This is a genomic window from Citrobacter sp. wls827 (assembly GCF_005280875.1).
GTDB lineage: Bacteria > Pseudomonadota > Gammaproteobacteria > Enterobacterales > Enterobacteriaceae > Citrobacter > Citrobacter youngae.
The window spans coordinates 176,955-198,775 of sequence record NZ_SZWR01000018.1 but is presented as its reverse complement, the minus strand read 5'-3'; the positions used below and the strand labels follow the sequence as shown (position 1 = coordinate 198,775).

The window sequence follows — 21,821 nt, the reverse complement described above, 5'->3', positions numbered from 1 at the left end:
TCACTCTGTTGCCGCCTTGATGCAACTCGAATGATTTTGTGTAAAGAATTGAAGCGTGCTCTAAAGCGCGCTGAAATAAGGGCAGGTTTCCCTGCCCATTAAAGTCTTACTTTTTAGCACGCTCTTCGAGCATGGCTACTGCTGGCAGTACTTTGCCTTCCACGAATTCGAGGAACGCGCCGCCGCCAGTAGAGATGTAGGAGATTTTGTCAGCAATGCCGAACAGGTCGATTGCTGCCAGGGTGTCACCGCCGCCTGCGATAGAGAATGCTTCGCTGTCTGCGATGGCATTAGCAACGATTTCAGTACCTTTGCGGAAATTCGGGAATTCGAACACGCCAACCGGGCCGTTCCACAGAATGGTTTTCGCATTCTTCAGGATGTCAGCCAGCTGCTGTGCAGAAGCGTCGCCGATATCCAGGATCTGCTCGTCTTCTTTCACATCGCTTACGGACTTCAGGGTAGCCGGTGCAGTTTCAGAGAATTCAGTCGCTACGCGAACGTCGGTTGGGACCGGGATGTCGCAAGTGGTCAGCAGACGCTTAGCTTCGTCAACGAGATCTGCTTCGTACAGGGATTTACCCACGTTGTGGCCTTGAGCAGCAACGAAGGTGTTCGCGATACCACCGCCAACGATCAGCTGGTCAGCAATTTTTGACAGAGAGTCCAGAACGGTCAGTTTGGTAGAAACTTTAGAACCACCAACAATAGCAACCATCGGACGAGCAGGTTCTTTCAGCGCTTTACCCAGTGCATCCAGCTCGGCAGCCAGCAGCGGACCTGCACAAGCAACATCGGCGAATTTACCGATACCGTGAGTAGACGCCTGCGCACGGTGAGCAGTACCGAAAGCATCCATAACGAATACGTCGCACAGAGCAGCATATTTTTTGGAGAGTGCTTCGTCGTCTTTCTTCTCGCCTTTGTTAAAGCGAACGTTTTCCAGAACAACCAGTTCACCGGCAGCGACTTCAACGCCGTCCAGGTAATCTTTTACCAGGCGAACCGGAGCAGACAGTTTGTCTTTCAGGTAGTTAACAACCGGCAGCAGAGAGAATTCTTCGTTGTACTCGCCTTCGGTAGGACGACCCAGGTGGGAAGTTACCATCACTTTAGCACCCTGTTTCAGGGCCAGTTCGATGGTCGGCAGGGAAGCACGGATACGCGCATCGCTGGTTACTTTCCCTTCTTTAACTGGTACGTTCAGGTCCGCACGGATAAAAACGCGTTTACCAGCCAGATCCAGATCGGTCATCTTAATTACAGACATGGTGAATCCTCTCGTTGATTCATAAAGTTTTGTCGACGCTCAAGCGTCGAGCCTGAAACCAATAGCAGCCATCGCTAACGTCGTGTCGAGCATACGGTTAGCAAAGCCCCATTCATTATCACACCAGACCAGCGTTTTGATCAGGTGAGCGCCACTCACACGCGTTTGCGTACCATCAACGATGGCGCTGTGCGGGTCGTGGTTAAAATCTACTGAGACCAACGGTAATTCCGTATAGTCAACTATACCATGAAATGCACCTTGTGCTGCTTTTTGCAGCAACTGGTTGACTTCACTGGCTTTTACTGGTTTTTTCACCGTCACGCTTAAGTCGATCGCCGTCACATTTATGGTCGGTACACGCACCGCTATCGCTTCAAAACGATCGTTAAACTGCGGGAAAATTCGCGTGATGCCCGCCGCCAGTTTGGTATCAACCGGAATGATCGACTGGCTGGCCGCTCGCGTGCGACGCAGGTCAGGATGATAAGCATCAATAACCTGCTGATCGTGCATCGCGGAGTGGATCGTGGTGACGGTACCAGACTCAATGCCGTAAGCATCATCCAGCAATTTAATGACGGGTATTATGCAATTCGTGGTGCAGGAGGCATTGGAAACGATCCGGTGCTCAGCGCGCAGCTGATCCTGATTAACGCCAAACACAACGGTTGCGTCGATGTCGTGACTACCAGGATGTGAAAAGAGCACTTTCTTTGCGCCGGCGGCAATATGCGCCTCGCCGTGTTCGCGGCTGCCGAAAACCCCCGTACAATCCAGCACAACGTCGACACCCAGTTCGCGCCACGGAAGCGCATCGAGCGTTCGCTCATGCAGAATGCGGATCGCGTCATCGCCAACGATGAGCTGGTCTCGTTCCTGACGAACATCCCAGGCAAAACGCCCATGGCTGGTGTCATATTTCAACAAATGCGCCATGCCTGCAGCATCCGCCAGTTCGTTGATTGCCACCACGGTGATTTCCGCCCGACGCCCGGATTCATATAAAGCACGAACCACGTTGCGTCCGATGCGACCGAAACCATTAATCGCTACGCGTACGGTCATAGGTCTCCTGCAAGGATTTCTCAGAAACGATGTGGCAGACAGAGTAATGCAGCAAATCGCTCAGGGAAACCTTACCTGTCGCAAACTGCGACTAATTGGTTAATTGTCGAACATTTAATCGACTGAAACGCTTCAGCTAGAATAAGCGAAACGCGGAATAAAAGGAATGATTGTCCAGCAACAGAACACAGTTATCTGACTTACGTCACATTTTAACGTCCTTCAACGCGACTTTTATTCCATATTCCAGAATTACGAATAACCGTAGCAAGATTATTTCGTTGCCATGTCACAAATCCTGATTTATATCAGAAAGCTCCCTAACCCGCGTCTATATTATCAGCGCTACGTCCGAGTCTCGGAGTCCCTCAACTATGGCAACATTCTATCCTCATCCATCTGAAGCTCGCTTTCATGCGCTGCGTTTATTACCGGGCCAGGAAGTCTTTTCAGCGCTACACGCTTTTATCCAGCAGCATCAACTACAGGCAGCCTGGATAGCGGGTTGCACCGGCAGTTTGACCAACATTGCTCTGCGCTTCGCCGGACGTGAAGAAACCACATTACTTACGGGTACGTGGGAAATTATCTCTCTGAACGGCACGCTGGAACTTACCGGCGAGCATCTCCATCTGGCGGTTGCTGACCCACACGGCGCGATGCTGGGCGGACACATGATGCCGGGCTGTACCGTGCGAACCACGCTGGAGCTGGTGATTGGCGAGTTGACGTCTCTGGCATTCAGCCGTCAGCCCTGCGCCGTTTCCGGTTATGACGAACTGGTTATTTCATCCCGCTAACGCTTCACTTATACGAGGTCTTTTATGGCGCGTCGCCAATTTTCCAGCCAGTCTCTGGTTCTTATTGTCATTGCTATCGCCATCAACATGGTCGGTGGGCAGCTTATCAGCATGTTGAAATTACCTATTTTTCTCGACTCGATTGGCACGTTGATCAGCGCGGTGCTGTTAGGCCCGGTAGTGGGGATGCTAACCGGATTACTCACTAACCTGTTGTGGGGGTTACTGACCGATCCGATCGCCGCCGCCTTTGCGCCCGTCGCCATGGTTATTGGACTGGTCGCCGGTTGGCTGGCACGGGCGGGATGGTTTCGCACCTTACCCAAAGTCGCGGTCAGCGGCGTAATTATCACGCTTGCCGTGACCCTCGTTGCCGTGCCGATTCGCACGACTCTGTTCGGCGGTGTCACTGGCAGCGGCGCGGATCTTTTTGTCGCCTGGATGCACTCGGTCGGTCAGAACCTGATGGAGTCCGTCGCCATCACCGTCATCGGAGCGAATCTGGTCGATAAAATCCTCACGGCAATCATCGTCTGGGTGCTGCTGCGACAGCTTCCGCTGCGCACCACGCGCCATTTCCCTACGATGTCTGCCGTGCGCTAAATGCATCCGTTTACGTCGTTAACTCTGTGGGCGCTTGCCGCCTGCTCCACGCTCCTGCTGCCAGCCGGAGTGCCGCTCAGCTTGTACAGCGCCGCGACGTTTGTCGGTTTGCTATGTATGAAGGCTACGTGGTCGCGGGCGAAATACGTACTCTGGCTGATGATCCCCTTAGGACTGGGGCTATGGCTGGTACACGGCGGATGGCTTACCGAGTGGATTAGCGGGCAGCCGCGCACACCGGAACGCTGGGCCGATGCCGTTACGCTCTGGCTGCGGATCCTGGCCATTGTGTCGACATCGCAGATGTGGATGCAGTACGTGCCGGTTGCGCGCTTTATGCGCGCCCTGTTTGCTTCACGCCTGCCGCCAGGCGTTGCCTATCTGTTTGCAGGCCCGCTGCTGGTGGTTGAACAGCTCAAACGCCAGTTGGCGATTATTCACGAGGCTCAGCGCGCACGCGGCGTACCGCTGGATGAATCCTGGTACCAACGTTTACGCGCTATGCCGGCATTAATTGTGCCGCTCACCCATAACGCGCTCAATGACTTAGCCGTTCGCGGTGCAGCGCTCGATATGCGGGGATTTCGCCTGCATCGCACTCGCACCACTCTATGGGCGCCGCCAGACAGCACCTTACAACGTCTGGCCCGCTACGGTATGGTGGTTCTGATGGCAGTTGAGACAGGAATCTGGATATGGTTACGTTAGAGCAGTTTCGCTATATTCCGACGCACGCTATGCGGCCATCCGCCTGTTACGATTTCCATTACGCCAGGCCTGGTATGGTGGCTATTTTTGGTGAGAACGGCAGCGGGAAAAGTACGCTGGCACAGCTGATGGCTGGCTGGTACCCCGACTTCCTTCCGGGAGAAATTGAGGGCACAGGCACGCTACTGGGTAATCCCATCGGGAAACTGTCGCTGGTCGAGCAGTCGAGTACCATCCAGCTTGTGCAGCAGTCACCTTACCTGCAGCTTTCAGGTTGTACTTTCAGCGTGGAGGAAGAAGTGGCGTTTGGCCCGGAAAATCTCTGCCTTACCGAGACTGAAATTATGCAGCGCATAGATGCCGCCCTTACGCTGACGGAATGTCAGCCTCTGCGCCATCGTCATCCCGGCACCCTTTCCGGCGGGGAAACCCAGCGGGTGGTGATTGCCAGCGCACTCGCCATGCAGCCGAAAATATTGATTCTGGATGAAGCGTTCAGTCGCCTGACGGCGCAAGCCACGGCAATGCTGCTGGCTCGACTGCAGCAGTGGGCACAGGAACAGCATGCTTTGGTGATACTTTTCGAACGCAACCCTTCACCTTTTCTCAGCTACTGCCAGCAGGCATGGCAACTGCGCGACGGAGCATTGTCATCACTATGCTAACGCTAAACCAGGTCAGCTATCGCTGGCCGAACGCCGCCGATGACTGTTTACGCAATATTTCGCTGGAACTCCAGGAGGGGGAATGGCTGGCGCTAACGGGCGATAATGGCGCAGGAAAATCCACGCTTTTGCGCATCATGGCCGGGCTACTGACGCCCTCATCCGGCACAATAACCGTTCAAAATCGTGCGATTGCGCAACTGAAAAACCGGGAGCGCGCCAGGGTGCTCGGCGTACTGTTTCAGGAGGCGGAGAATCAAATCTTTCACAGCAAGGTTGCAGAGGAAGTGGCCTTCGGATTACGGCTACAGAAGCTTCCGGCGACTGAAATTGCGCAACGCACGATGGCGGCGCTGCGATTATGTCAGTTAGAGGATGTCGCCGACGCGCACCCGCTCGATCTGCATACTGCACAACGACGTATGGTTGCCGTCGCCAGTCTGGAAGCCCTCGAACCCGCTATTCTACTGCTGGATGAGCCCAGCCGGGACTTTGATGCGCACTGGCTTGGCGTCTTTGAAAACTGGCTGGCAGTGTGTCGTACGCGTGGCGCCAGCGTTGTGGCGATCAGTCATGACGCAGCATTTACGCAGCGCCATTTTTCGCGCGTAGTACGTCTTGAAGCAGGTCAGCTACGCACGTAACTACCCTGATAAGCAAAAAAACGGGCCGCCTAAGCGACCCGTTTTCACCTGTAATCGAAATTACAGCAGTTCTTTTGCTTTCGCGACCACGTTGTCTACGGTGAAGCCGAATTCTTCAAACAGCAGTTCTGCCGGTGCAGACTCACCAAAGGTAGTCATACCGACGATAGCGCCGTTCAGGCCCACGTATTTGAACCAGTAGTCAGCAATGCCTGCTTCGATAGCGACGCGAGCAGAGACAGCTTTCGGCAGTACGGATTCACGGTAAGCCGCATCCTGCTTGTCGAATGCATCGGTAGACGGCATGGAAACCACGCGCGCTTTCACGCCTTCAGCGGTCAGTTTGTCCCAGGCAGCCACGGCAAGTTCAACTTCAGAACCGGTGGCGATGAAGATCAACTCCGGCTGACCCGCGCAATCTTTCAGCACGTAGCCACCGCGAGCGATGTTCGCCAGTTGCTCTGCGGTACGTTCCTGGTGTGCCAGGTTCTGACGGGAGAGGATCAGTGCGGTCGGGCCGTCCTGACGCTCAACACCGTATTTCCATGCTACTGCGGATTCAACCTGGTCACACGGACGCCATGTGCTCATGTTCGGGGTCACACGCAGAGAAGCAACCTGCTCTACCGGCTGGTGAGTCGGGCCATCTTCACCCAGACCGATGGAGTCGTGAGTATAGACCATCACCTGACGCTGTTTCATCAGCGCAGCCATACGCACCGCGTTACGGGCATATTCCACGAACATCAGGAAGGTGGAGGTGTACGGCAGGAAACCACCGTGCAGGGAAATACCGTTGGCGATAGCGGTCATACCGAATTCACGTACACCATAATGGATGTAGTTACCGGCAGTATCTTCGTTGATGGCCTTAGAACCAGACCACAGAGTCAGGTTAGATGGCGCGAGGTCAGCGGAGCCGCCGAGGAATTCAGGAAGCCAAGGACCGAAGGCTTCAATCGCGTTCTGAGACGCTTTACGGCTGGCGATTTTCGCCGGATTAGCCTGCAGCTTAGCAATGAACTCGTTGGCTTTCGCGTCGAAGTCAGACGGCATTTCACCTTTCATACGACGGGTGAATTCAGCAGCTTCCTGCGGGAAAGCTTTGGCATAAGCAGCGAACTTCTCGTTCCAGGCGGCTTCTTTTGCCTGGCCGGCTTCTTTCGCATCCCACTGCGCGTAGATTTCAGACGGGATTTCGAACGGCGCGTATTTCCAGCCCAGCTGTTCACGGGTCAGTGCGATTTCTGCATCGCCCAGCGGCGCACCGTGAGAGTCGTGGGTACCGGCTTTGTTCGGAGAACCGAAACCGATGATGGTTTTGCACATCAGCAAGGACGGTTTGTCGGTCACTGCGCGTGCTTCTTCAACAGCGCGTTTAATGGCGTCAGCATCGTGACCATCTACACCACGAATCACGTGCCAGCCGTAAGCTTCGAAACGCTTCGCGGTGTCATCGGTGAACCAGCCTTCAACGTGGCCATCGATAGAGATGCCGTTGTCATCATAGAACGCAACCAGTTTACCCAGTTTCAGCGTACCGGCCAGGGAACATACCTCGTGAGAGATACCTTCCATCATGCAGCCGTCGCCCATGAAAGCATAGGTGAAGTGGTCAACGATGTCGTGACCAGGACGGTTAAACTGCGCCGCCAGCGTTTTTTCAGCGATAGCCATACCCACTGCATTCGCAATGCCCTGACCCAAAGGACCGGTCGTGGTTTCAACACCCGCCGTGTAACCCACTTCCGGGTGACCCGGCGTTTTGGAGTGCAGCTGACGGAAGTTCTGCAGCTCGGACATCGGCAGATCATAGCCGGTGAGGTGCAGCAGGCTGTAAATCAGCATTGAACCGTGGCCGTTTGACAGCACGAAGCGGTCACGGTCAGCCCAGGACGGGTTAGTCGGGTTGTGGTTCAGGAAATCACGCCACAGGACTTCGGCAATGTCAGCCATACCCATCGGGGCACCCGGGTGACCGGATTTGGCTTTCTGTACTGCGTCCATGCTCAGCGCACGAATAGCATTGGCAAGCTCTTTACGTGAGGACATTTTGACTCCAGATCGGATAATGAAGGCCACGCCCTAAACGACTTGACGACAGCGCGTTTTGGGCTACGCCGGAAAAAAGTGCCAACAATGTAACCCAAGCCGCGTGTCATGTACATGGAGCATCCTTTCGCCGCTTCAGAAATCTCTGGATCATGCGCGCAAGTTGCGCAATCTTCTCGCCCGCTTATTGTTCTTTTCTTTATACTTAGGCCGAGCGTCGGTTCACCTGTAAACGACGCATTTTTTAGAATAATCCTGACCTTGTGCGGAAGAGAAAAAATGAAAATTCGCGCTTTACTGCTTGCTACGAGCATGGCGGCGGCATTGACCGGCTGCCAGAACATGGACTCAAACGGACTGCTTTCCTCAGGCGCAGAGGCTTTCCAGGCCTACAGTCTGAGCGATGCGCAGGTAAAAGCGCTGAGCGATCAGGCCTGTAAGGATATGGACAGCAAAGCTACCATCGCCCCGGCTGGCAGCGAGTATGCAACGCGTCTTGGCAAAATCGCCGCCGCGCTTGGCGATAACATTAACGGCCAGCCGGTGAACTACAAAGTGTATATGGCGAAAGATGTGAATGCCTTTGCCATGGCGAACGGCTGTATCCGCGTATACAGCGGCCTGATGGATATGATGACCGACAACGAAGTCGAAGCGGTGATCGGCCACGAAATGGGTCACGTTGCGCTGGGCCACGTGAAAAAAGGGATGCAGGTTGCGCTGGGTACGAACGCCGTGCGCGCAGCTGCGGCTTCCGCTGGCGGTATTGTCGGCAGCCTGTCGCAGTCGCAATTGGGCGATCTTGGCGAGAAACTGGTGAACTCGCAGTTCTCCCAGCGTCAGGAATCCGAGGCGGATGATTACTCGTATGATCTGTTGCGCAAACGTGGGATCAATCCGGCTGGCTTAGCCACCAGTTTTGAGAAACTGGCAAAACTGGAAGCAGGACGTCAAAGCTCAATGTTTGACGATCACCCGGCATCCGCAGAACGTGCGCAACATATTCGCGATCGCATGAGCGCAGACGGGATCAAGTAATCTTCGAACAGTGCCGGATGGCGGCGTGAACGCCTTATCCGGCCTACAAATTCAGCAACAATGTAGGCCGGATAAGCGCAGCGCCATCCGGCAAAAAACAGCTTACTCGCCTTTCTTAGCCGCCTGGATATAGAGCATTTCTAATGCTAACGTTGCCGCCGCCAGTGCGGTGATCTCTGACTGATCGTAGGCCGGAGCCACTTCAACAACATCCATCCCGACGATGTTCAGATCTTTCAGACCACGTACCAGTTTTATCGCGCGATCGGACGTCAGGCCGCCGATCACTGGCGTACCGGTTCCTGGTGCAAACGCCGGATCCAGACAGTCGATATCAAAAGTCAGGTATACCGGCATATCACCGACAATCTGCTTAACCTGAGCGATAATGTCATCAACGCTGCGGTCGTTAACCTGGCATGCATCCAGCACGGTAAAACCGTTGTCTTTGTCGAACTCGGTACGAATACCGATCTGCACAGAGTGATTCGGATCGATCAGACCTTCGTTCGGCGCAGTGTAGAACATGGTGCCGTGGTCGAATTCGCAGCCGTTCGCGTAGGTGTCGGTGTGGGCGTCAAAGTGCACCAGCGCCATTTTACCAAAGTGTTTAGCGTGCGCGCGCAGCAGCGGCAGCGTGACGAAGTGGTCGCCGCCAAAGGAGAGCATGCGCTTACCGGCAGACAGCAGCTTCTCAGCATGCGCCTGCAGTTTTTCACTCATTTCACGCGCATCCCCGAACGCATAAACCAGATCGCCGCAGTCCACCACGTTCAGGCGCTCACGCATATCGAAGTTCCACGGGAAGCGGTTGTGCTCCCAGGCCAGGTTGGTGGAAACCTGACGGATCGCCGCCGGGCCATGGCGGCCACCCGCACGACCTGACGTTGCCATATCAAACGGTACGCCGGTGATCACCCAATCGGCGTCGCTGTCGTAGGGCATGAAGTTCATCGGCAGACGCAAAAAACCAAAGGCGTTAGAAACCAGGGAGTTGTCGTATTGATGACCTAAGGTGCTCATGTACTGACCTCTTTTAAAATCGGTGAAAAAAAATCCCCTCCGCGTCGTTAAGCCCGACGAGGAAGGGATTGATTTACGTGACTACTTGTATGGGCGAATTATCGCCTTAAAACTGCGCGGCTTCAAGCAAAGCGTTTATTTCCGGCAAGGCGGCGGCGCGTAACCGTTACTGTCCGCTGGAAACGCCTGGGCAGAGCACGGCGGTATCGCCTTCGCAACTTTTCCCTGTAGCTCAAAGGCGGCAAAACCAATCACTCCGGTGTTACGTACATCGCCCTGTGCGGAATTAGCCGCGTAAGAGTCCGAGGCAGAGGAAAACTGGAATGCCGCTTCGGTAGTGCTGTCTTTGCGGAATCCTTTGATTGCCAACGAATCTCCCGCATTCACAATATAGCCATTGTGACTCAGTGAACCCAGCTTGCCAGTAAGAACATCCAGTCCATCGACTGTGGCCACAATTTCATAATTTGTATCGCGACTGTTGTTACGCACATACAATTGATAGGTCATGCCCAATTTTGCCGGAATAAGATATTGCCATTTGCCGAAAGAATTATTGTAGTGCCGGGTAATAGGAATAGATCTGAAATTTGCATCACGAACCGCATACTCCAGGTCGCTAATACGAATGCTGTAAATCTGGTCATAACAAGACTGATATGCCGTCGAGTAATTAATGACTATCATCTCAGTCGGTTCACGGTCTACGCGTTCAGCGGACACGCCAGTCACCGTAGAGTGAACATCATTACCCCAGGCAGTTCCCACCTCGGAATCCGGAGCATTGCTGCGCTGCATCTGAGATGAGCAGCCCGTGATAAACAAAAAAACAACCGCAAATAATGCGTTAAATTTAAATCCTTTCATATCTGTTCCTTTACCGATGACGAGTTAATCTGGCAACAATGCTAGGGGTATTAAATAAGAAAGGAAGGGATTAACATCCTATTTCAGATATTGTTTAATAAAAAGGGCCGACTTATATAAATAAGTCAGCCCTCAAGAGGAATAATCTTAATTATTCGTCTTCGAGATAAGTGTATCCGTACAGACCCGCTTCGAACTCTTCGAGGAATTGCTGTTGCAGCTCAGCATCCAGATCGGTTTTTTTCACCTGGTCACGGAACTGCGTCAGCAGGGTGTTCGGATCCAACTGCACGTACTGCAGCATATCCGCCACGGTATCGCCTTCATCAGAAAGCTCAACTTCCACGCTGCCGTCGGGGAAGACGAACACGTCAACCGCTTCGGTATCACCGAACAGGTTGTGCATGTTGCCGAGGATCTCCTGGTACGCACCCACCATAAAGAAGCCCAGCATCGGCGGATTTTCCGGGTCGTATTCCGGCATCGGCATGGTCGTCGCAATCCCGTCGCCGTCGACGTAGTGGTCGATAGCGCCGTCGGAGTCACAGGTAATATCCAATAGCACCGCACGACGCTCTGGCACCTGATTCAGTCCTTCGAGCGGCAGTACCGGGAACAGTTGATCGATCCCCCATGCATCCGGCATCGACTGGAACAGGGAGAAGTTGACGTAAATCTTATCCGCCATACGTTCCTGTAGCTCGTCGATAATCGGACGGTGCGCGCGGTTGCTCGGGTCGAGCTGTTTCTGCACGTCATGGCACATGTTCAGATACAACTGCTCTGCCCACGCACGCTCCTGCAGGCTGAAGGTGCCTGAAGAGTAACCCACGTGAATATCATGCAGATCCATCTGGCTGTCGTGCAGCCATTCGCGCAGCGAACGACGGGTTCCCGGCTCGTGCATCTCTTGCCAGGTTTCCCACATGCTTTGCAGGGCACGCGGCGCATCGTCAGCCGGCGGCGTGGCTTCGGTATGTTCGCTACGCTCAACGCCGATAATGTTAGACACCAGCACAGTATGGTGCGCGGTAACCGCACGACCAGACTCGGTGATGACCGTCGGATGCGGCAGACCATGCTCTTCACAGGCATCGCCAATGGCCCAAATGATATTGTTGGCGTATTCGTTCAGGCCGTAGTTTACGGAGCAGTCAGACTGCGAACGGGTACCTTCGTAGTCCACGCCCAGACCACCGCCGACGTCGAAGCACTGGATATTCACGCCCAGCTTGTGCAGCTCAACGTAGAAACGAGCTGATTCACGTACGCCGGTGGCGATATCACGAATGTTCGCCATCTGCGAACCGAGGTGGAAGTGCAGCAACTGAATGCTGTCCAGACGACCGCGCTCGCGCAAAATTTCCACCAGTTGCAGCACCTGGTTTGCCGCCAGGCCGAATTTTGATTTCTCGCCACCGGAAGACTGCCATTTACCGGACCCCTGCGATGCCAGACGCGCACGCACGCCCAGACGCGGAACCACATTCAGACGTTCAGCTTCATCCAGCACGATAGCGATTTCAGACATCTTCTCGATGACCAGATAGACCTTATGGCCCATCTTCTCGCCAATCAACGCCAGACGGATGTATTCACGGTCTTTATAGCCGTTACACACGATCACGCTACGGGTCATTCCGGCATGGGCCAAAACGGCCATCAGTTCAGCTTTGGAACCGGCTTCCAGCCCCAGCGGTTCGCCGGAGTGGATCAGCGATTCAATCACGCGACGATGCTGGTTGACCTTGATCGGGTAAACGAGGAAATAGTCGCCGTTGTAACCGTAAGATTCACGGGCGCGTTTAAACGCGGCGTTAATCGAACGCAGTCGGTGTTGCAGGATCTGCGGGAAGCAGAATAATGCAGGCAGACGCTGGCCCTGCGCTTCACGGGCTTTCACCAACTCAGCAAGGTCAACGCGCGCTTCTGGTACGTCCGGATCCGGGCACACGCTGATGTGGCCCAGCTCATTGACGTCATAGTAGTTATTACCCCACCAGGCAATATTGTAAGTACGCAGCATCTTGCTGGCTTCCTCGGAACTCATTGCAACCTCCTGCATGGAGCGTAGTACACCGTGTTCGCCTGCTGACGAAGGCGAACCCAAAGAAATGTCGTCAGACATAGCGAACCTCAATTTTATTAACAAGTGTAAAACAGTTGACTACTATCGCAATCCATAGACGCGATAACAACCCAAATACAGGCAGAATTTCCAGCAGATAGTGCTGACGCTCCGACTGTGCGACCGGTTTCTTTTTCATATCAATGTAAACACGTAACCGAACTTAATGCTGACGGTTCGGCGAAACCACGAGAAAACTCTTGTTTACCAAGAGCGCCCTTGTTCAGTTCTTAGTGACCGTTACCGGCTCTTGAGTCCTGAGAAGCGCCGAGATGGGTATAACATCGGCAGGTATGCAAGATGCAGATTGCGGGGGACATATGTACACCGGAACGGTGCGACAGATTCAGCAGAATACAACGGTTCATTATCTCGTATCACCTCCACGGTTGCTCCTGACGGAACGAACCCACAAGCCAAAGCTAAAGTGTTAACCCGGCTGGAAGTGGCAACACGATGAAAACGTCGTGTGCTTTTTGTATGAGCCGCGCGCCGCGTTTTATACCGACAACAGTACGAAAATGCAAAAGATAAATACGTACATTGCCAGCACCGTCAGGAAAAATTTCCAGTTACATTTTCAGTACAATGCGACCTCAATCAAAAAAAGCTGGAAATCAGGCGAAGAACTGTCCTAAAATAGCCGTCCAGATGTTAATCCATCTATACCGATTAACACTCAGACTGCCAGTGTCCGTCATCTGCAGACTCATGGTAGAATCTTCTACACATGGCTATTCCACTCGACAGTTTGAGCTAACTAAATATTCCTTAGGTGAAATTAAATATGGCAAAACACCTTTTTACGTCCGAGTCCGTATCAGAAGGGCATCCTGACAAAATCGCTGACCAAATCTCTGATGCCGTGCTGGATGCAATCCTCGAGCAGGATCCGAAAGCACGCGTAGCCTGCGAAACCTATGTCAAAACCGGTATGGTTTTAGTTGGCGGTGAGATCACTACCAGCGCCTGGGTAGATATCGAAGAGATCACGCGTAACACGGTTCGCGAAATTGGCTATGTGCATTCCGACATGGGCTTTGACGCCAACTCTTGCGCGGTTCTGAGCGCCATCGGTAAGCAGTCTCCGGATATCAACCAGGGTGTTGACCGCGCGGATCCGCTGGAACAAGGCGCTGGCGACCAGGGCCTGATGTTTGGTTATGCAACCAATGAAACCGACGTGCTGATGCCTGCGCCAATCACCTACGCGCATCGTCTGGTACAGCGTCAGGCTGAAGTACGCAAAAACGGTACTCTGCCGTGGCTGCGCCCGGATGCAAAAAGCCAGGTCACTTTCCAGTATGACGACGGTAAAATTGTAGGTATTGATGCCGTGGTTCTGTCGACTCAGCATGCTGAAGATATCGACCAGAAATCTCTGCAAGAAGCCGTCATGGAAGAGATCATCAAGCCGGTACTGCCGACTGAATGGCTGAGCGCTGCGACCAAATTCTTCATCAACCCGACGGGTCGTTTTGTGATCGGCGGCCCGATGGGCGACTGCGGTCTGACCGGTCGTAAAATCATCGTTGATACCTACGGCGGCATGGCGCGTCACGGCGGCGGTGCATTCTCTGGTAAGGATCCGTCTAAAGTTGACCGTTCTGCAGCCTATGCAGCTCGTTACGTCGCGAAAAACATTGTTGCCGCTGGTCTGGCTGACCGTTGTGAGATTCAGGTTTCCTACGCCATCGGCGTGGCTGAACCGACCTCTATCATGGTAGAAACGTTCGGTACTGAAAAAGTGCCTTCTGAGCAACTGACCCTGCTGGTGCGCGAGTTCTTCGACCTGCGTCCGTATGGCCTGATTCAGATGCTGGATCTGCTGCACCCGATCTACAAAGAAACCGCAGCTTACGGTCACTTTGGCCGCGAACATTTCCCATGGGAAAAAACCGACAAAGCGCAGTTGCTGCGTGACGCTGCAGGTCTGAAGTAATTCCCTCACGGCTCAACGCTTATGAAGACCAGCCTCGCGCTGGTCTTTTTTTATTCCCCAATTTTCCCCCCAACGCCTCGTCACCTGAACAATGCAGTGAAGCGTTCCTCTAACAACAATGAAAGCGATTACATAGCACCGATTTTCTATCCACAACAAGTTAACATCTCTTTTCCGTCAAGCTTGCGTCACTGTTACATTATTTTTCAGGATCGTCTTAATTCCAGGCAATTAACCATATTTAATTGTATTATAAAATGTTAATTTTCAAATAGTTAATCAATAATCGTGATAAATATCAGTGTAACCGATTACACTAATGTGATGTGATTCGCATTTTTTTACCCCGTACTCACCTACCCTTAACATCAACAAAACTAGCTACCCAACCGGAGGGCATCATGCCTGACAATAAAAAAACGGGGCGTTCCAACAAAGCCATGACATTTTTTGTCTGCTTTCTTGCAGCCCTGGCTGGATTACTTTTTGGCCTGGATATCGGTGTTATTGCCGGTGCTTTACCGTTCATCACCGACGAGTTCCAAATTACCCCCCACACTCAGGAATGGGTGGTGAGTTCGATGATGTTTGGTGCTGCCGTGGGTGCCGTCGGCAGCGGTTGGCTCTCCTTCAAACTGGGGCGTAAAAAGAGTCTGATGATCGGCGCAATCCTGTTTGTTGCCGGTTCACTGTTCTCCGCCGCGGCGCCAAACGTTGAAGTGCTGCTGGTTTCCCGCGTGCTGCTCGGCCTGGCGGTGGGCGTTGCGTCTTATACCGCGCCGCTGTACCTGTCTGAAATTGCCCCGGAAAAAATTCGTGGCAGTATGATCTCTATGTATCAGCTGATGATCACCATCGGTATTTTGGGTGCGTATCTTTCCGATACGGCGTTTAGCTACAGCGGCGCATGGCGCTGGATGCTGGGCGTGATCATCATCCCTGCCCTGCTGCTGCTGGTTGGCGTTATCTTCCTGCCGGACAGCCCACGCTGGTTTGCTGCTAAACGTCGTTTTGTCGATGCTGAACGTGTTCTGTTGCGTCTGCGTGATACCAGCGCAGAAGCCAAACGCGAGCTGGATGAAATTCGTGAAAGCCTGCAGGTGAAACAGAGCGGCTGGGCGCTGTTTAAAGAAAACAGCAACTTCCGCCGCGCGGTATTCCTTGGCGTCCTGTTACAGGTGATGCAGCAGTTCACCGGGATGAACGTCATTATGTATTACGCACCGAAAATCTTTGAGCTGGCGGGCTACACCAACACCACCGAGCAGATGTGGGGGACGGTTATCGTCGGTCTGACCAACGTGCTGGCAACCTTTATCGCCATTGGCCTGGTTGACCGTTGGGGCCGCAAGCCTACGCTGATCCTCGGCTTTATCGTCATGGCCGTCGGTATGGGCGTGCTGGGTACGATGATGCACGTGGGTATTCACTCGGCGGCCGCGCAATACTTCGCTGTACTGATGCTGCTGATGTTTATCGTTGGCTTTGCCATGAGCGCCGGTCCGCTGATTTGGGTTCTGTGCTCTGAAATCCAGCCGCTGAAAGGCCGCGATTTCGGTATCACCTGCTCTACCGCAACCAACTGGATTGCCAATATGATCGTCGGTGCAACCTTCCTGACGATGCTGAACTCGCTGGGCAGCGCCAACACTTTCTGGGTCTACGGTGGCCTGAACGTCCTGTTCATCTTCCTGACCCTGTGGCTGATACCTGAAACTAAAAATGTCTCTCTGGAACACATTGAACGTAACCTGATGAAAGGTCGTAAACTGCGCGAAATTGGCGCACACGACTAATCACGAAAAGCTTCCTCCCCCGCGGGAGGAAGCCTTCCTCTTGCAGTCCCTTCCCTGTCGCACTATCCTCTGGCGTTATGAAAACCTCCCGTCTCCCTATCGCCATCCAGCAAGCCGTTATGCGTAGCCTGCGGGAAAAACTCGCTCAGGCCAATCTTAAGCTCAAGCGTAATTATCCGGAACCTAAGCTGGTGTACCAACAGCGCGGCACCGCTGCAGGCACCGCGTGGTTACAAACCTACGAAATCCGCCTCAATCCGGTACTGCTGATGGAAAATGTCGACGCATTCGTGAATGAGGTGGTGCCCCATGAACTGGCGCATTTACTGGTGTGGAAATACTTTGGTCGCGTGCCGCCGCACGGCAAAGAGTGGAAATGGATGATGGAGAGCGTGCTGGGCGTGCCAGCCCGACGCACGCATCAGTTCGAACTGCAATCCGTGCAGCGTAAGACCTTTACTTACCGCTGCAAGTGTCAGGAACACCAACTGACCGTACGCCGCCATAACCGCGTGGTACGCGGTGAAGCCACCTACCGCTGCGTTCACTGCGGCGAACCACTGATTGCAGAATAATCTTCAGAATTATCAGGAACTTTTCTGATCTAACTGATTGCATACAGGAATGACTTTCGCTACGTTGCGGGCTCGTTTTGACACGGAGTTCGTGATGTACCGTAATTTTTCTTTTGCTGCGGCCCTGTTAGCCGCAGCATTTTCAGGCCCGGCTTTAGCCGAAGGCATCAATAGTTTTTCCCAGGCAAAAGCCGCTGGCGTCAAAGTTAACGCCGATGCGCCAGGCGATTTCTACTGTGGTTGCAAAATTAACTGGCAAGGCAAAAAAGGGGTCGTGGACCTCGAATCCTGTGGCTATAAAGTGCGAAAAAACGAAAACCGCGCCAGTCGAATTGAATGGGAACACGTTGTCCCCGCCTGGCAGTTTGGTCATCAGCGCCAGTGCTGGCAGGACGGGGGGCGTAAAAACTGCGCTAAAGATCCGGTCTATCGCAAAATGGAAAGCGATATGCATAACCTGCAGCCTGCGGTAGGTGAAGTGAATGGCGATCGCGCAAACTTTATGTACAGCCAGTGGAACGGTGGCGAAGGCCAGTATGGACAGTGCGCGATGAAGGTTGATTTCAAAGAGAAAGTTGCCGAACCGCCTGCCCGCGCACGTGGCGCCATCGCGCGTACCTATTTTTATATGCGCGACCAATACAACCTGACGCTCTCCCGCCAGCAAACCCAGCTTTTTAATGCCTGGAATAAGCAGTATCCGGTCACCGACTGGGAGTGTGAGCGCGACGAACGCATCGCGAAGGTACAGGGGAATCATAACCCCTATGTGCAACGCGCTTGCCAGGCGCAAAAGAGCTAACCTACACTAGCGGCAATATTTTTAACCATGCCCTGGCCTTTAATAGCTCAGGGCCATGACGCGGATGTTTAACTATGCGCATTCCCCGCATTTATCACCCTGAGCCAATCACCTCCGGTAGCCAAATTTCACTGTGTGAAGATGCTGCCAACCATATCGGCCGCGTACTACGTATGGGGCCAGGCCAGCCGCTACAGCTGTTTGATGGCAGCAATCAGGTATTCGACGCCGAAATTACCCACGCCAGTAAGAAAAGCGTGGACGTGAAGGTGCTTAACGCTGAACTCGACGATCGGGAATCACCGTTGCATATCCACCTGGGCCAGGTAATGTCGCGCGGTGAAAAAATGGAATTTACTATCCAGAAATCGATTGAACTAGGTGTAAGCCTCATTACGCCACTTTTTTCTGAGCGCTGCGGCGTTAAACTGGACAATGAACGCCTGAACAAGAAGCTCCAGCAGTGGCAGAAAATCGCCATTGCCGCCTGCGAACAGTGCGGTCGTAACCGGGTGCCTGAAATTCGCCCGGCAATGGATCTGGAAGCATGGTGCGCAGAACAGGACGAAGGTCTGAAACTCAATCTGCATCCTCGCGCCAGCGCCAGCATCAACACGCTGCCGCTCCCGGTGGAGCGCATCCGCTTGCTGATTGGCCCGGAAGGTGGGCTATCGGCAGATGAAATTGCCATGACCGCACGGTATCAGTTTACTGATATTCTGTTAGGACCTCGCGTTCTGCGTACTGAGACAACTGCGCTCACCGCCATTACCGCGCTACAGGTGCGTTTTGGCGATCTGGGCTAACGGAGAAAAACAATGATCAAGCTCGGCATCGTGATGGATCCCATCGCAAGCATCAACATCAAGAAAGATTCCAGCTTCGCTATGCTGCTGGAAGCGCAACGCCGCGGTTACGAAATTCATTATATGGAGATGGCCGATCTTTATCTGATCAACGGTGAAGCCCGCGCCCATACGCGTACCCTGAGCGTAGAGCAGAACTACGACAAATGGTATGAGTTCAAGAGCGAGCAGGATCTCCCGCTGGCAGACCTGGACGTTATTCTGATGCGTAAGGATCCGCCGTTTGATACCGAGTTCATTTATGCAACCTATATTCTGGAACGTGCAGAAGAAAAAGGAACGCTGATCGTCAACAAACCGCAGAGCCTGCGCGACTGCAACGAGAAGTTGTTCACCGCATGGTTTGCCGATCTGACGCCGGAAACGCTGGTCACGCGTAACAAAGCGCAGTTGAAAGCCTTCTGGCAAAAACACAGCGACATCATTCTCAAACCGCTGGACGGCATGGGCGGAGCCTCTATTTTCCGCGTGAAGGAAGGCGATCCGAACCTTGGCGTTATTGCGGAAACGCTGACAGAGCACGGTACCCGCTACTGCATGGCGCAGAACTATCTGCCGGCCATTAAAGATGGCGATAAACGCGTGCTGGTGGTTGATGGCGAACCCGTTCCGTACTGCCTGGCGCGTATTCCGCAGGGCGGTGAAACCCGTGGCAACCTGGCCGCAGGTGGCCGTGGCGAGCCGCGTCCATTAACCGACAGTGACTGGGAAATTGCCCGTCGCATTGGGCCGACGCTGAAAGCGAAAGGTTTGATTTTTGTTGGTCTGGACATCATTGGCGATCGTCTGACGGAAATTAACGTCACCAGCCCAACCTGTATTCGTGAAATTGAAGCGGAGTTCCCGGTCTCTATTACCGGTATGCTAATGGACGCCATTGAAGCGCGCCTGCAAAAATAAAAGAACTCGCCGGTAGAAGGGACCCTACCAATACTAATAGTGACAGCGCTCCTGTTTGTACGCATACTGGGCGCTGTTGCTTTTTTGAACCAGGAAACAGAACCTCTGACAATGAATTTACAGCATCACTTTCTAATTGCCATGCCTGCTCTCCAGGATCCAATTTTCCGCCGTTCCGTGGTGTACATCTGTGAGCATAATGAGAACGGAGCAATGGGGATTATCGTTAATAAGCCTCTGGAAAACTTACAAATTGAAGGGATTCTGGAAAAGCTGAAGATTACCCCAGAAGAACGCGATCCGGCCATTCGTCTGGATAAGCCCGTGATGCTCGGCGGCCCGCTGGCAGAAGACCGTGGATTTATACTTCATACCCCACCGTCGCGCTTTGCGTCCAGTATTCGCATTTCTGATAACACCATCATCACAACCTCCCGCGATGTATTAGAAACCCTGGGCACACAAGAACAACCGTCCGAAGTGCTGGTTGCACTGGGTTATTCATCATGGGAAAAAGGTCAACTGGAGCAAGAGCTACTGGATAACGCCTGGCTCACGGCCCCCGCAGATCTCAACATCTTATTCAAAACGCCGATTGCCGACCGCTGGCGCGATGCGGCGAAGCTTATCGGGATAGATATTCAGACCATGCCCGGCGTGGCGGGACACGCATGATGAGCGGAACATTACTCTCTTTTGATTTTGGTACGAAAAGTATCGGCGTCGCCGTGGGTCAGCGCATTACCGGTACGGCCAGGCCATTGCCCGCCATCAAAGCACAGGACGGTACGCCAGACTGGAATTTGATTGAACGCCTGCTGAAAGAGTGGCAACCGGATGAAATCATTGTCGGCCTGCCGCTCAACATGGATGGCACCGAACAGCCCCTTACCGCGCGCGCACGTAAATTCGCTAACCGCATTCATGGTCGCTTTGGCGTAACCGTAACGCTGCACGATGAACGTTTGAGCACCGTCGAAGCCCGCTCAGGCCTGTTTGAGCAAGGCGGTTACCGGGCGTTGAATAAAGGCAAAGTGGACTCCGCTTCTGCCGTTATTATCCTGGAAAGCTATTTCGAGCAGGGCTATTAAAGCCGCCCCTGCGCCAGTCGCTGCTGCAAACTTTGTGCAAACGTCTGCATACCTGTCTGCTGCCCGGTTTGAATCACGCCGGGTAGCTGATGCGTTTTCCCTTCGCGGATCAAATTGCCCACGGCGGGCGTGTTGACGAGCAGTTCGAATAGCGCCACGCGTCCTCCCTGCTTATCCTCCTCCAGTTTTTGCGAAAGAACCGCCCGCAGGCTGTCTGCCAGTTGGTTACGCACCGGATCTTTCTCTGATGCAGCAAAGGAATCCACCAGCCGCGCAATGGATTGTGCAGCCCCACGCGTGTGTAGCGTTGCCAGCACCAGATGTCCGGTCTCCGCCGCCGTTAATGCCAGCCGAATGGTTTCCACGTCGCGCAGCTCGCCCAGCAAAATAACATCGGGATCTTCGCGTAGCGCACCGCGCAAACCGGCGGCGAAAGAGGCGCAGTGTACGCCCACCTCCCGCTGTTGAATGAGACAACGCTGGCTGGCGTAGCGGTATTCAATAGGATCTTCCAGCGTCAGAATGTGTCCCTCAATATGCTGATTAAGATACTCCACCATCGCCGCCAGGGTCGTAGATTTACCGCTGCCGGTGGCGCCTGTCACCAGAATTAACCCATTTTCACTGCGCAGCAGTTCAGGTATGACCGCGGGAGTCTGGAGATCGTCTAAATGAGGACAATCCAGCGGTAGCAGTCTTAGCGCCAGTGACGTTCCTTGCTGATGGGCAAATGCGCTGGCGCGCAGGCGCCGGGAGTCCGTCAGGGTAACGGCAAAATCAACCTGCCCTTGCTCCCGCCACTGTACCTGTTGTTGCTCACTGAGCCAGCACATCAGCAGATTCTCTACGTCAGGCGTGGTAAATGGCGCGTTTTCGATTTTTCCACGCCTGCGCCAACGCGCAGGCCATGCATTGCACAGGTGTAGATCCGACACGTTATGCTTTACACTAAGGGCCACTATTTCTTCCATATTCATATGAAC

The 21,821-nt window shown here is 53.6% G+C and carries 23 protein-coding genes; 14 read left to right on the top strand and 9 right to left on the bottom strand.

What is annotated here, in order from left to right; genetic code table 11:
• Positions 1–106: 106 nt before the first annotated feature.
• Together pgk and epd are read right to left on the bottom strand one after the other, a co-directional pair.
• Positions 107–1,270, bottom strand: coding sequence for a phosphoglycerate kinase (pgk, locus tag FDX03_RS14200; protein WP_003027032.1), 1,164 nt, complete (start codon positions 1,268–1,270; stop codon positions 107–109).
• A 39-nt stretch (positions 1,271–1,309) separates the two neighbouring features.
• Positions 1,310–2,338, bottom strand: coding sequence for an erythrose-4-phosphate dehydrogenase (epd, locus tag FDX03_RS14195; protein ID WP_003027035.1), 1,029 nt, complete (start codon positions 2,336–2,338; stop codon positions 1,310–1,312).
• A gap of 374 nt (positions 2,339–2,712) precedes the next feature.
• On the opposite strand from epd, the gene FDX03_RS14190 reads away from it, so the two are divergent.
• Genes FDX03_RS14190 through FDX03_RS14170 form a run of 5 tightly spaced genes read left to right on the top strand, consistent with a single transcriptional unit; the run spans position 2,713 to position 5,758 of the window.
• Positions 2,713–3,138 (top strand): PPC domain-containing DNA-binding protein, encoded by a 426-nt coding sequence (locus tag FDX03_RS14190; RefSeq protein WP_071697479.1) that lies wholly within the window; start codon positions 2,713–2,715, stop codon positions 3,136–3,138.
• 24 nt (positions 3,139–3,162) lie between these two features.
• Positions 3,163–3,741, top strand: coding sequence for an ECF transporter S component (locus FDX03_RS14185; protein WP_137346092.1), 579 nt, complete (start codon positions 3,163–3,165; stop codon positions 3,739–3,741).
• A complete protein-coding gene (locus FDX03_RS14180) occupies positions 3,742–4,449 on the top strand; it encodes an energy-coupling factor transporter transmembrane component T (RefSeq protein WP_137346091.1) in 708 nt (235 codons plus the stop codon).
• The gene (locus tag FDX03_RS14175; protein ID WP_061068539.1) at positions 4,437–5,114 is read left to right on the top strand and encodes an energy-coupling factor ABC transporter ATP-binding protein; all 678 of its coding nucleotides are present in this window, start codon (positions 4,437–4,439) and stop codon (positions 5,112–5,114) included. The genes FDX03_RS14180 and FDX03_RS14175 overlap by 13 nt, the downstream gene beginning before the upstream one ends.
• Complete coding sequence (locus tag FDX03_RS14170; protein WP_101742763.1) at positions 5,108–5,758, top strand: ATP-binding cassette domain-containing protein; 651 nt, start codon at positions 5,108–5,110, stop codon at positions 5,756–5,758. Before FDX03_RS14175 ends, FDX03_RS14170 begins: the two co-directional genes overlap by 7 nt.
• A 60-nt stretch (positions 5,759–5,818) precedes the next feature.
• Here FDX03_RS14170 and tkt read toward each other — a convergent pair whose 3' ends face one another.
• Entirely contained in the window at positions 5,819–7,810 is a 1,992-nt protein-coding gene (tkt, locus tag FDX03_RS14165) for a transketolase (RefSeq protein WP_137346090.1), read from the bottom strand.
• 279 nt (positions 7,811–8,089) lie between these two features.
• On the opposite strand from tkt, the gene FDX03_RS14155 reads away from it, so the two are divergent.
• The gene (locus FDX03_RS14155) at positions 8,090–8,848 is read left to right on the top strand and encodes a M48 family metallopeptidase (protein WP_003027053.1); all 759 of its coding nucleotides are present in this window, start codon (positions 8,090–8,092) and stop codon (positions 8,846–8,848) included.
• Positions 8,849–8,950: 102 nt separating this feature from the next.
• Here the strand turns inward: FDX03_RS14155 and speB are convergent, their stop codons facing one another.
• The 5 genes from speB to FDX03_RS23835 all read right to left on the bottom strand — a co-directional run bounded on the left by speB (position 8,951) and on the right by FDX03_RS23835 (position 13,234).
• Positions 8,951–9,871 carry an agmatinase gene (speB, locus tag FDX03_RS14150; RefSeq protein ID WP_003027056.1) on the bottom strand — a complete coding sequence of 307 codons (921 nt, stop codon included), beginning with the start codon at positions 9,869–9,871 and terminating at the stop codon, positions 8,951–8,953.
• 135 nt (positions 9,872–10,006) lie between these two features.
• On the bottom strand, positions 10,007–10,738 hold the full coding sequence (locus FDX03_RS14145) for a hypothetical protein (RefSeq protein ID WP_137346089.1): 732 nt from the start codon (positions 10,736–10,738) through the stop codon (positions 10,007–10,009).
• 151 nt (positions 10,739–10,889) lie between these two features.
• Positions 10,890–12,866 carry a biosynthetic arginine decarboxylase gene (speA, locus tag FDX03_RS14140; protein ID WP_115642900.1) on the bottom strand — a complete coding sequence of 659 codons (1,977 nt, stop codon included), beginning with the start codon at positions 12,864–12,866 and terminating at the stop codon, positions 10,890–10,892.
• Positions 12,859–13,005: an acid stress response protein YqgB gene (yqgB, locus tag FDX03_RS14135; RefSeq protein WP_005123310.1), complete on the bottom strand. Its 147-nt coding sequence runs from the start codon at positions 13,003–13,005 to the stop codon at positions 12,859–12,861. Before yqgB ends, speA begins: the two co-directional genes overlap by 8 nt.
• Positions 13,006–13,096: 91 nt before the next feature.
• A complete protein-coding gene (locus tag FDX03_RS23835; protein ID WP_269149342.1) occupies positions 13,097–13,234 on the bottom strand; it encodes a hypothetical protein in 138 nt (45 codons plus the stop codon).
• A 419-nt stretch (positions 13,235–13,653) separates the two neighbouring features.
• Here FDX03_RS23835 and metK point away from each other — a divergent pair, with 419 nt between their 5' ends.
• From metK to ruvX, 8 genes are all read left to right on the top strand, one after another.
• On the top strand, positions 13,654–14,808 hold the full coding sequence (gene metK, locus FDX03_RS14130; protein WP_040232098.1) for a methionine adenosyltransferase: 1,155 nt from the start codon (positions 13,654–13,656) through the stop codon (positions 14,806–14,808).
• A 401-nt stretch (positions 14,809–15,209) separates the two neighbouring features.
• A complete protein-coding gene (gene galP, locus FDX03_RS14125; RefSeq protein WP_003027074.1) occupies positions 15,210–16,604 on the top strand; it encodes a galactose/proton symporter in 1,395 nt (464 codons plus the stop codon).
• A 77-nt stretch (positions 16,605–16,681) separates the two neighbouring features.
• Entirely contained in the window at positions 16,682–17,179 is a 498-nt protein-coding gene (locus FDX03_RS14120; protein ID WP_115601493.1) for a SprT family zinc-dependent metalloprotease, read from the top strand.
• Positions 17,180–17,273: 94 nt separating this feature from the next.
• Entirely contained in the window at positions 17,274–17,981 is a 708-nt protein-coding gene (gene endA / locus FDX03_RS14115; RefSeq protein ID WP_016150969.1) for a deoxyribonuclease I, read from the top strand.
• A 74-nt stretch (positions 17,982–18,055) separates the two neighbouring features.
• The gene (gene rsmE / locus FDX03_RS14110) at positions 18,056–18,787 is read left to right on the top strand and encodes a 16S rRNA (uracil(1498)-N(3))-methyltransferase (RefSeq protein WP_137346088.1); all 732 of its coding nucleotides are present in this window, start codon (positions 18,056–18,058) and stop codon (positions 18,785–18,787) included.
• 12 nt (positions 18,788–18,799) lie between these two features.
• A complete protein-coding gene (gene gshB / locus FDX03_RS14105; protein WP_003027083.1) occupies positions 18,800–19,747 on the top strand; it encodes a glutathione synthase in 948 nt (315 codons plus the stop codon).
• A gap of 111 nt (positions 19,748–19,858) precedes the next feature.
• Entirely contained in the window at positions 19,859–20,422 is a 564-nt protein-coding gene (locus tag FDX03_RS14100) for a YqgE/AlgH family protein (protein WP_003027086.1), read from the top strand.
• Complete coding sequence (gene ruvX, locus FDX03_RS14095) at positions 20,422–20,838, top strand: Holliday junction resolvase RuvX (RefSeq protein WP_006686843.1); 417 nt, start codon at positions 20,422–20,424, stop codon at positions 20,836–20,838. The genes FDX03_RS14100 and ruvX overlap by 1 nt, the downstream gene beginning before the upstream one ends.
• Here ruvX and FDX03_RS14090 read toward each other — a convergent pair.
• Positions 20,835–21,815, bottom strand: coding sequence for a type IV pilus twitching motility protein PilT (locus FDX03_RS14090; RefSeq protein ID WP_137346087.1), 981 nt, complete (start codon positions 21,813–21,815; stop codon positions 20,835–20,837). The two genes, ruvX and FDX03_RS14090, sit on opposite strands and share 4 nt — an antisense overlap.
• Positions 21,816–21,821 lie beyond the last annotated feature (6 nt).

What these genes read in the sequence shown, in the direction of transcription:
- pgk (WP_003027032.1), bottom strand. Translation starts at nt 1,270, where the DNA reads ATGTCTGTAATTAAGATGACCGATCTGGATCTGGCTGGTAAACGCGTT.
- epd (WP_003027035.1), bottom strand. Translation starts at nt 2,338, where the DNA reads ATGACCGTACGCGTAGCGATTAATGGTTTCGGTCGCATCGGACGCAAC.
- FDX03_RS14190 (WP_071697479.1), top strand. Translation starts at nt 2,713, where the DNA reads ATGGCAACATTCTATCCTCATCCATCTGAAGCTCGCTTTCATGCGCTG.
- FDX03_RS14185 (WP_137346092.1), top strand. Translation starts at nt 3,163, where the DNA reads ATGGCGCGTCGCCAATTTTCCAGCCAGTCTCTGGTTCTTATTGTCATT.
- FDX03_RS14180 (WP_137346091.1), top strand. Translation starts at nt 3,742, where the DNA reads ATGCATCCGTTTACGTCGTTAACTCTGTGGGCGCTTGCCGCCTGCTCC.
- FDX03_RS14175 (WP_061068539.1), top strand. Translation starts at nt 4,437, where the DNA reads ATGGTTACGTTAGAGCAGTTTCGCTATATTCCGACGCACGCTATGCGG.
- FDX03_RS14170 (WP_101742763.1), top strand. Translation starts at nt 5,108, where the DNA reads ATGCTAACGCTAAACCAGGTCAGCTATCGCTGGCCGAACGCCGCCGAT.
- tkt (WP_137346090.1), bottom strand. Translation starts at nt 7,810, where the DNA reads ATGTCCTCACGTAAAGAGCTTGCCAATGCTATTCGTGCGCTGAGCATG.
- FDX03_RS14155 (WP_003027053.1), top strand. Translation starts at nt 8,090, where the DNA reads ATGAAAATTCGCGCTTTACTGCTTGCTACGAGCATGGCGGCGGCATTG.
- speB (WP_003027056.1), bottom strand. Translation starts at nt 9,871, where the DNA reads ATGAGCACCTTAGGTCATCAATACGACAACTCCCTGGTTTCTAACGCC.
- FDX03_RS14145 (WP_137346089.1), bottom strand. Translation starts at nt 10,738, where the DNA reads ATGAAAGGATTTAAATTTAACGCATTATTTGCGGTTGTTTTTTTGTTT.
- speA (WP_115642900.1), bottom strand. Translation starts at nt 12,866, where the DNA reads ATGTCTGACGACATTTCTTTGGGTTCGCCTTCGTCAGCAGGCGAACAC.
- yqgB (WP_005123310.1), bottom strand. Translation starts at nt 13,005, where the DNA reads ATGAAAAAGAAACCGGTCGCACAGTCGGAGCGTCAGCACTATCTGCTG.
- FDX03_RS23835 (WP_269149342.1), bottom strand. Translation starts at nt 13,234, where the DNA reads ATGAACCGTTGTATTCTGCTGAATCTGTCGCACCGTTCCGGTGTACAT.
- metK (WP_040232098.1), top strand. Translation starts at nt 13,654, where the DNA reads ATGGCAAAACACCTTTTTACGTCCGAGTCCGTATCAGAAGGGCATCCT.
- galP (WP_003027074.1), top strand. Translation starts at nt 15,210, where the DNA reads ATGCCTGACAATAAAAAAACGGGGCGTTCCAACAAAGCCATGACATTT.
- FDX03_RS14120 (WP_115601493.1), top strand. Translation starts at nt 16,682, where the DNA reads ATGAAAACCTCCCGTCTCCCTATCGCCATCCAGCAAGCCGTTATGCGT.
- endA (WP_016150969.1), top strand. Translation starts at nt 17,274, where the DNA reads ATGTACCGTAATTTTTCTTTTGCTGCGGCCCTGTTAGCCGCAGCATTT.
- rsmE (WP_137346088.1), top strand. Translation starts at nt 18,056, where the DNA reads ATGCGCATTCCCCGCATTTATCACCCTGAGCCAATCACCTCCGGTAGC.
- gshB (WP_003027083.1), top strand. Translation starts at nt 18,800, where the DNA reads ATGATCAAGCTCGGCATCGTGATGGATCCCATCGCAAGCATCAACATC.
- FDX03_RS14100 (WP_003027086.1), top strand. Translation starts at nt 19,859, where the DNA reads ATGAATTTACAGCATCACTTTCTAATTGCCATGCCTGCTCTCCAGGAT.
- ruvX (WP_006686843.1), top strand. Translation starts at nt 20,422, where the DNA reads ATGAGCGGAACATTACTCTCTTTTGATTTTGGTACGAAAAGTATCGGC.
- FDX03_RS14090 (WP_137346087.1), bottom strand. Translation starts at nt 21,815, where the DNA reads ATGAATATGGAAGAAATAGTGGCCCTTAGTGTAAAGCATAACGTGTCG.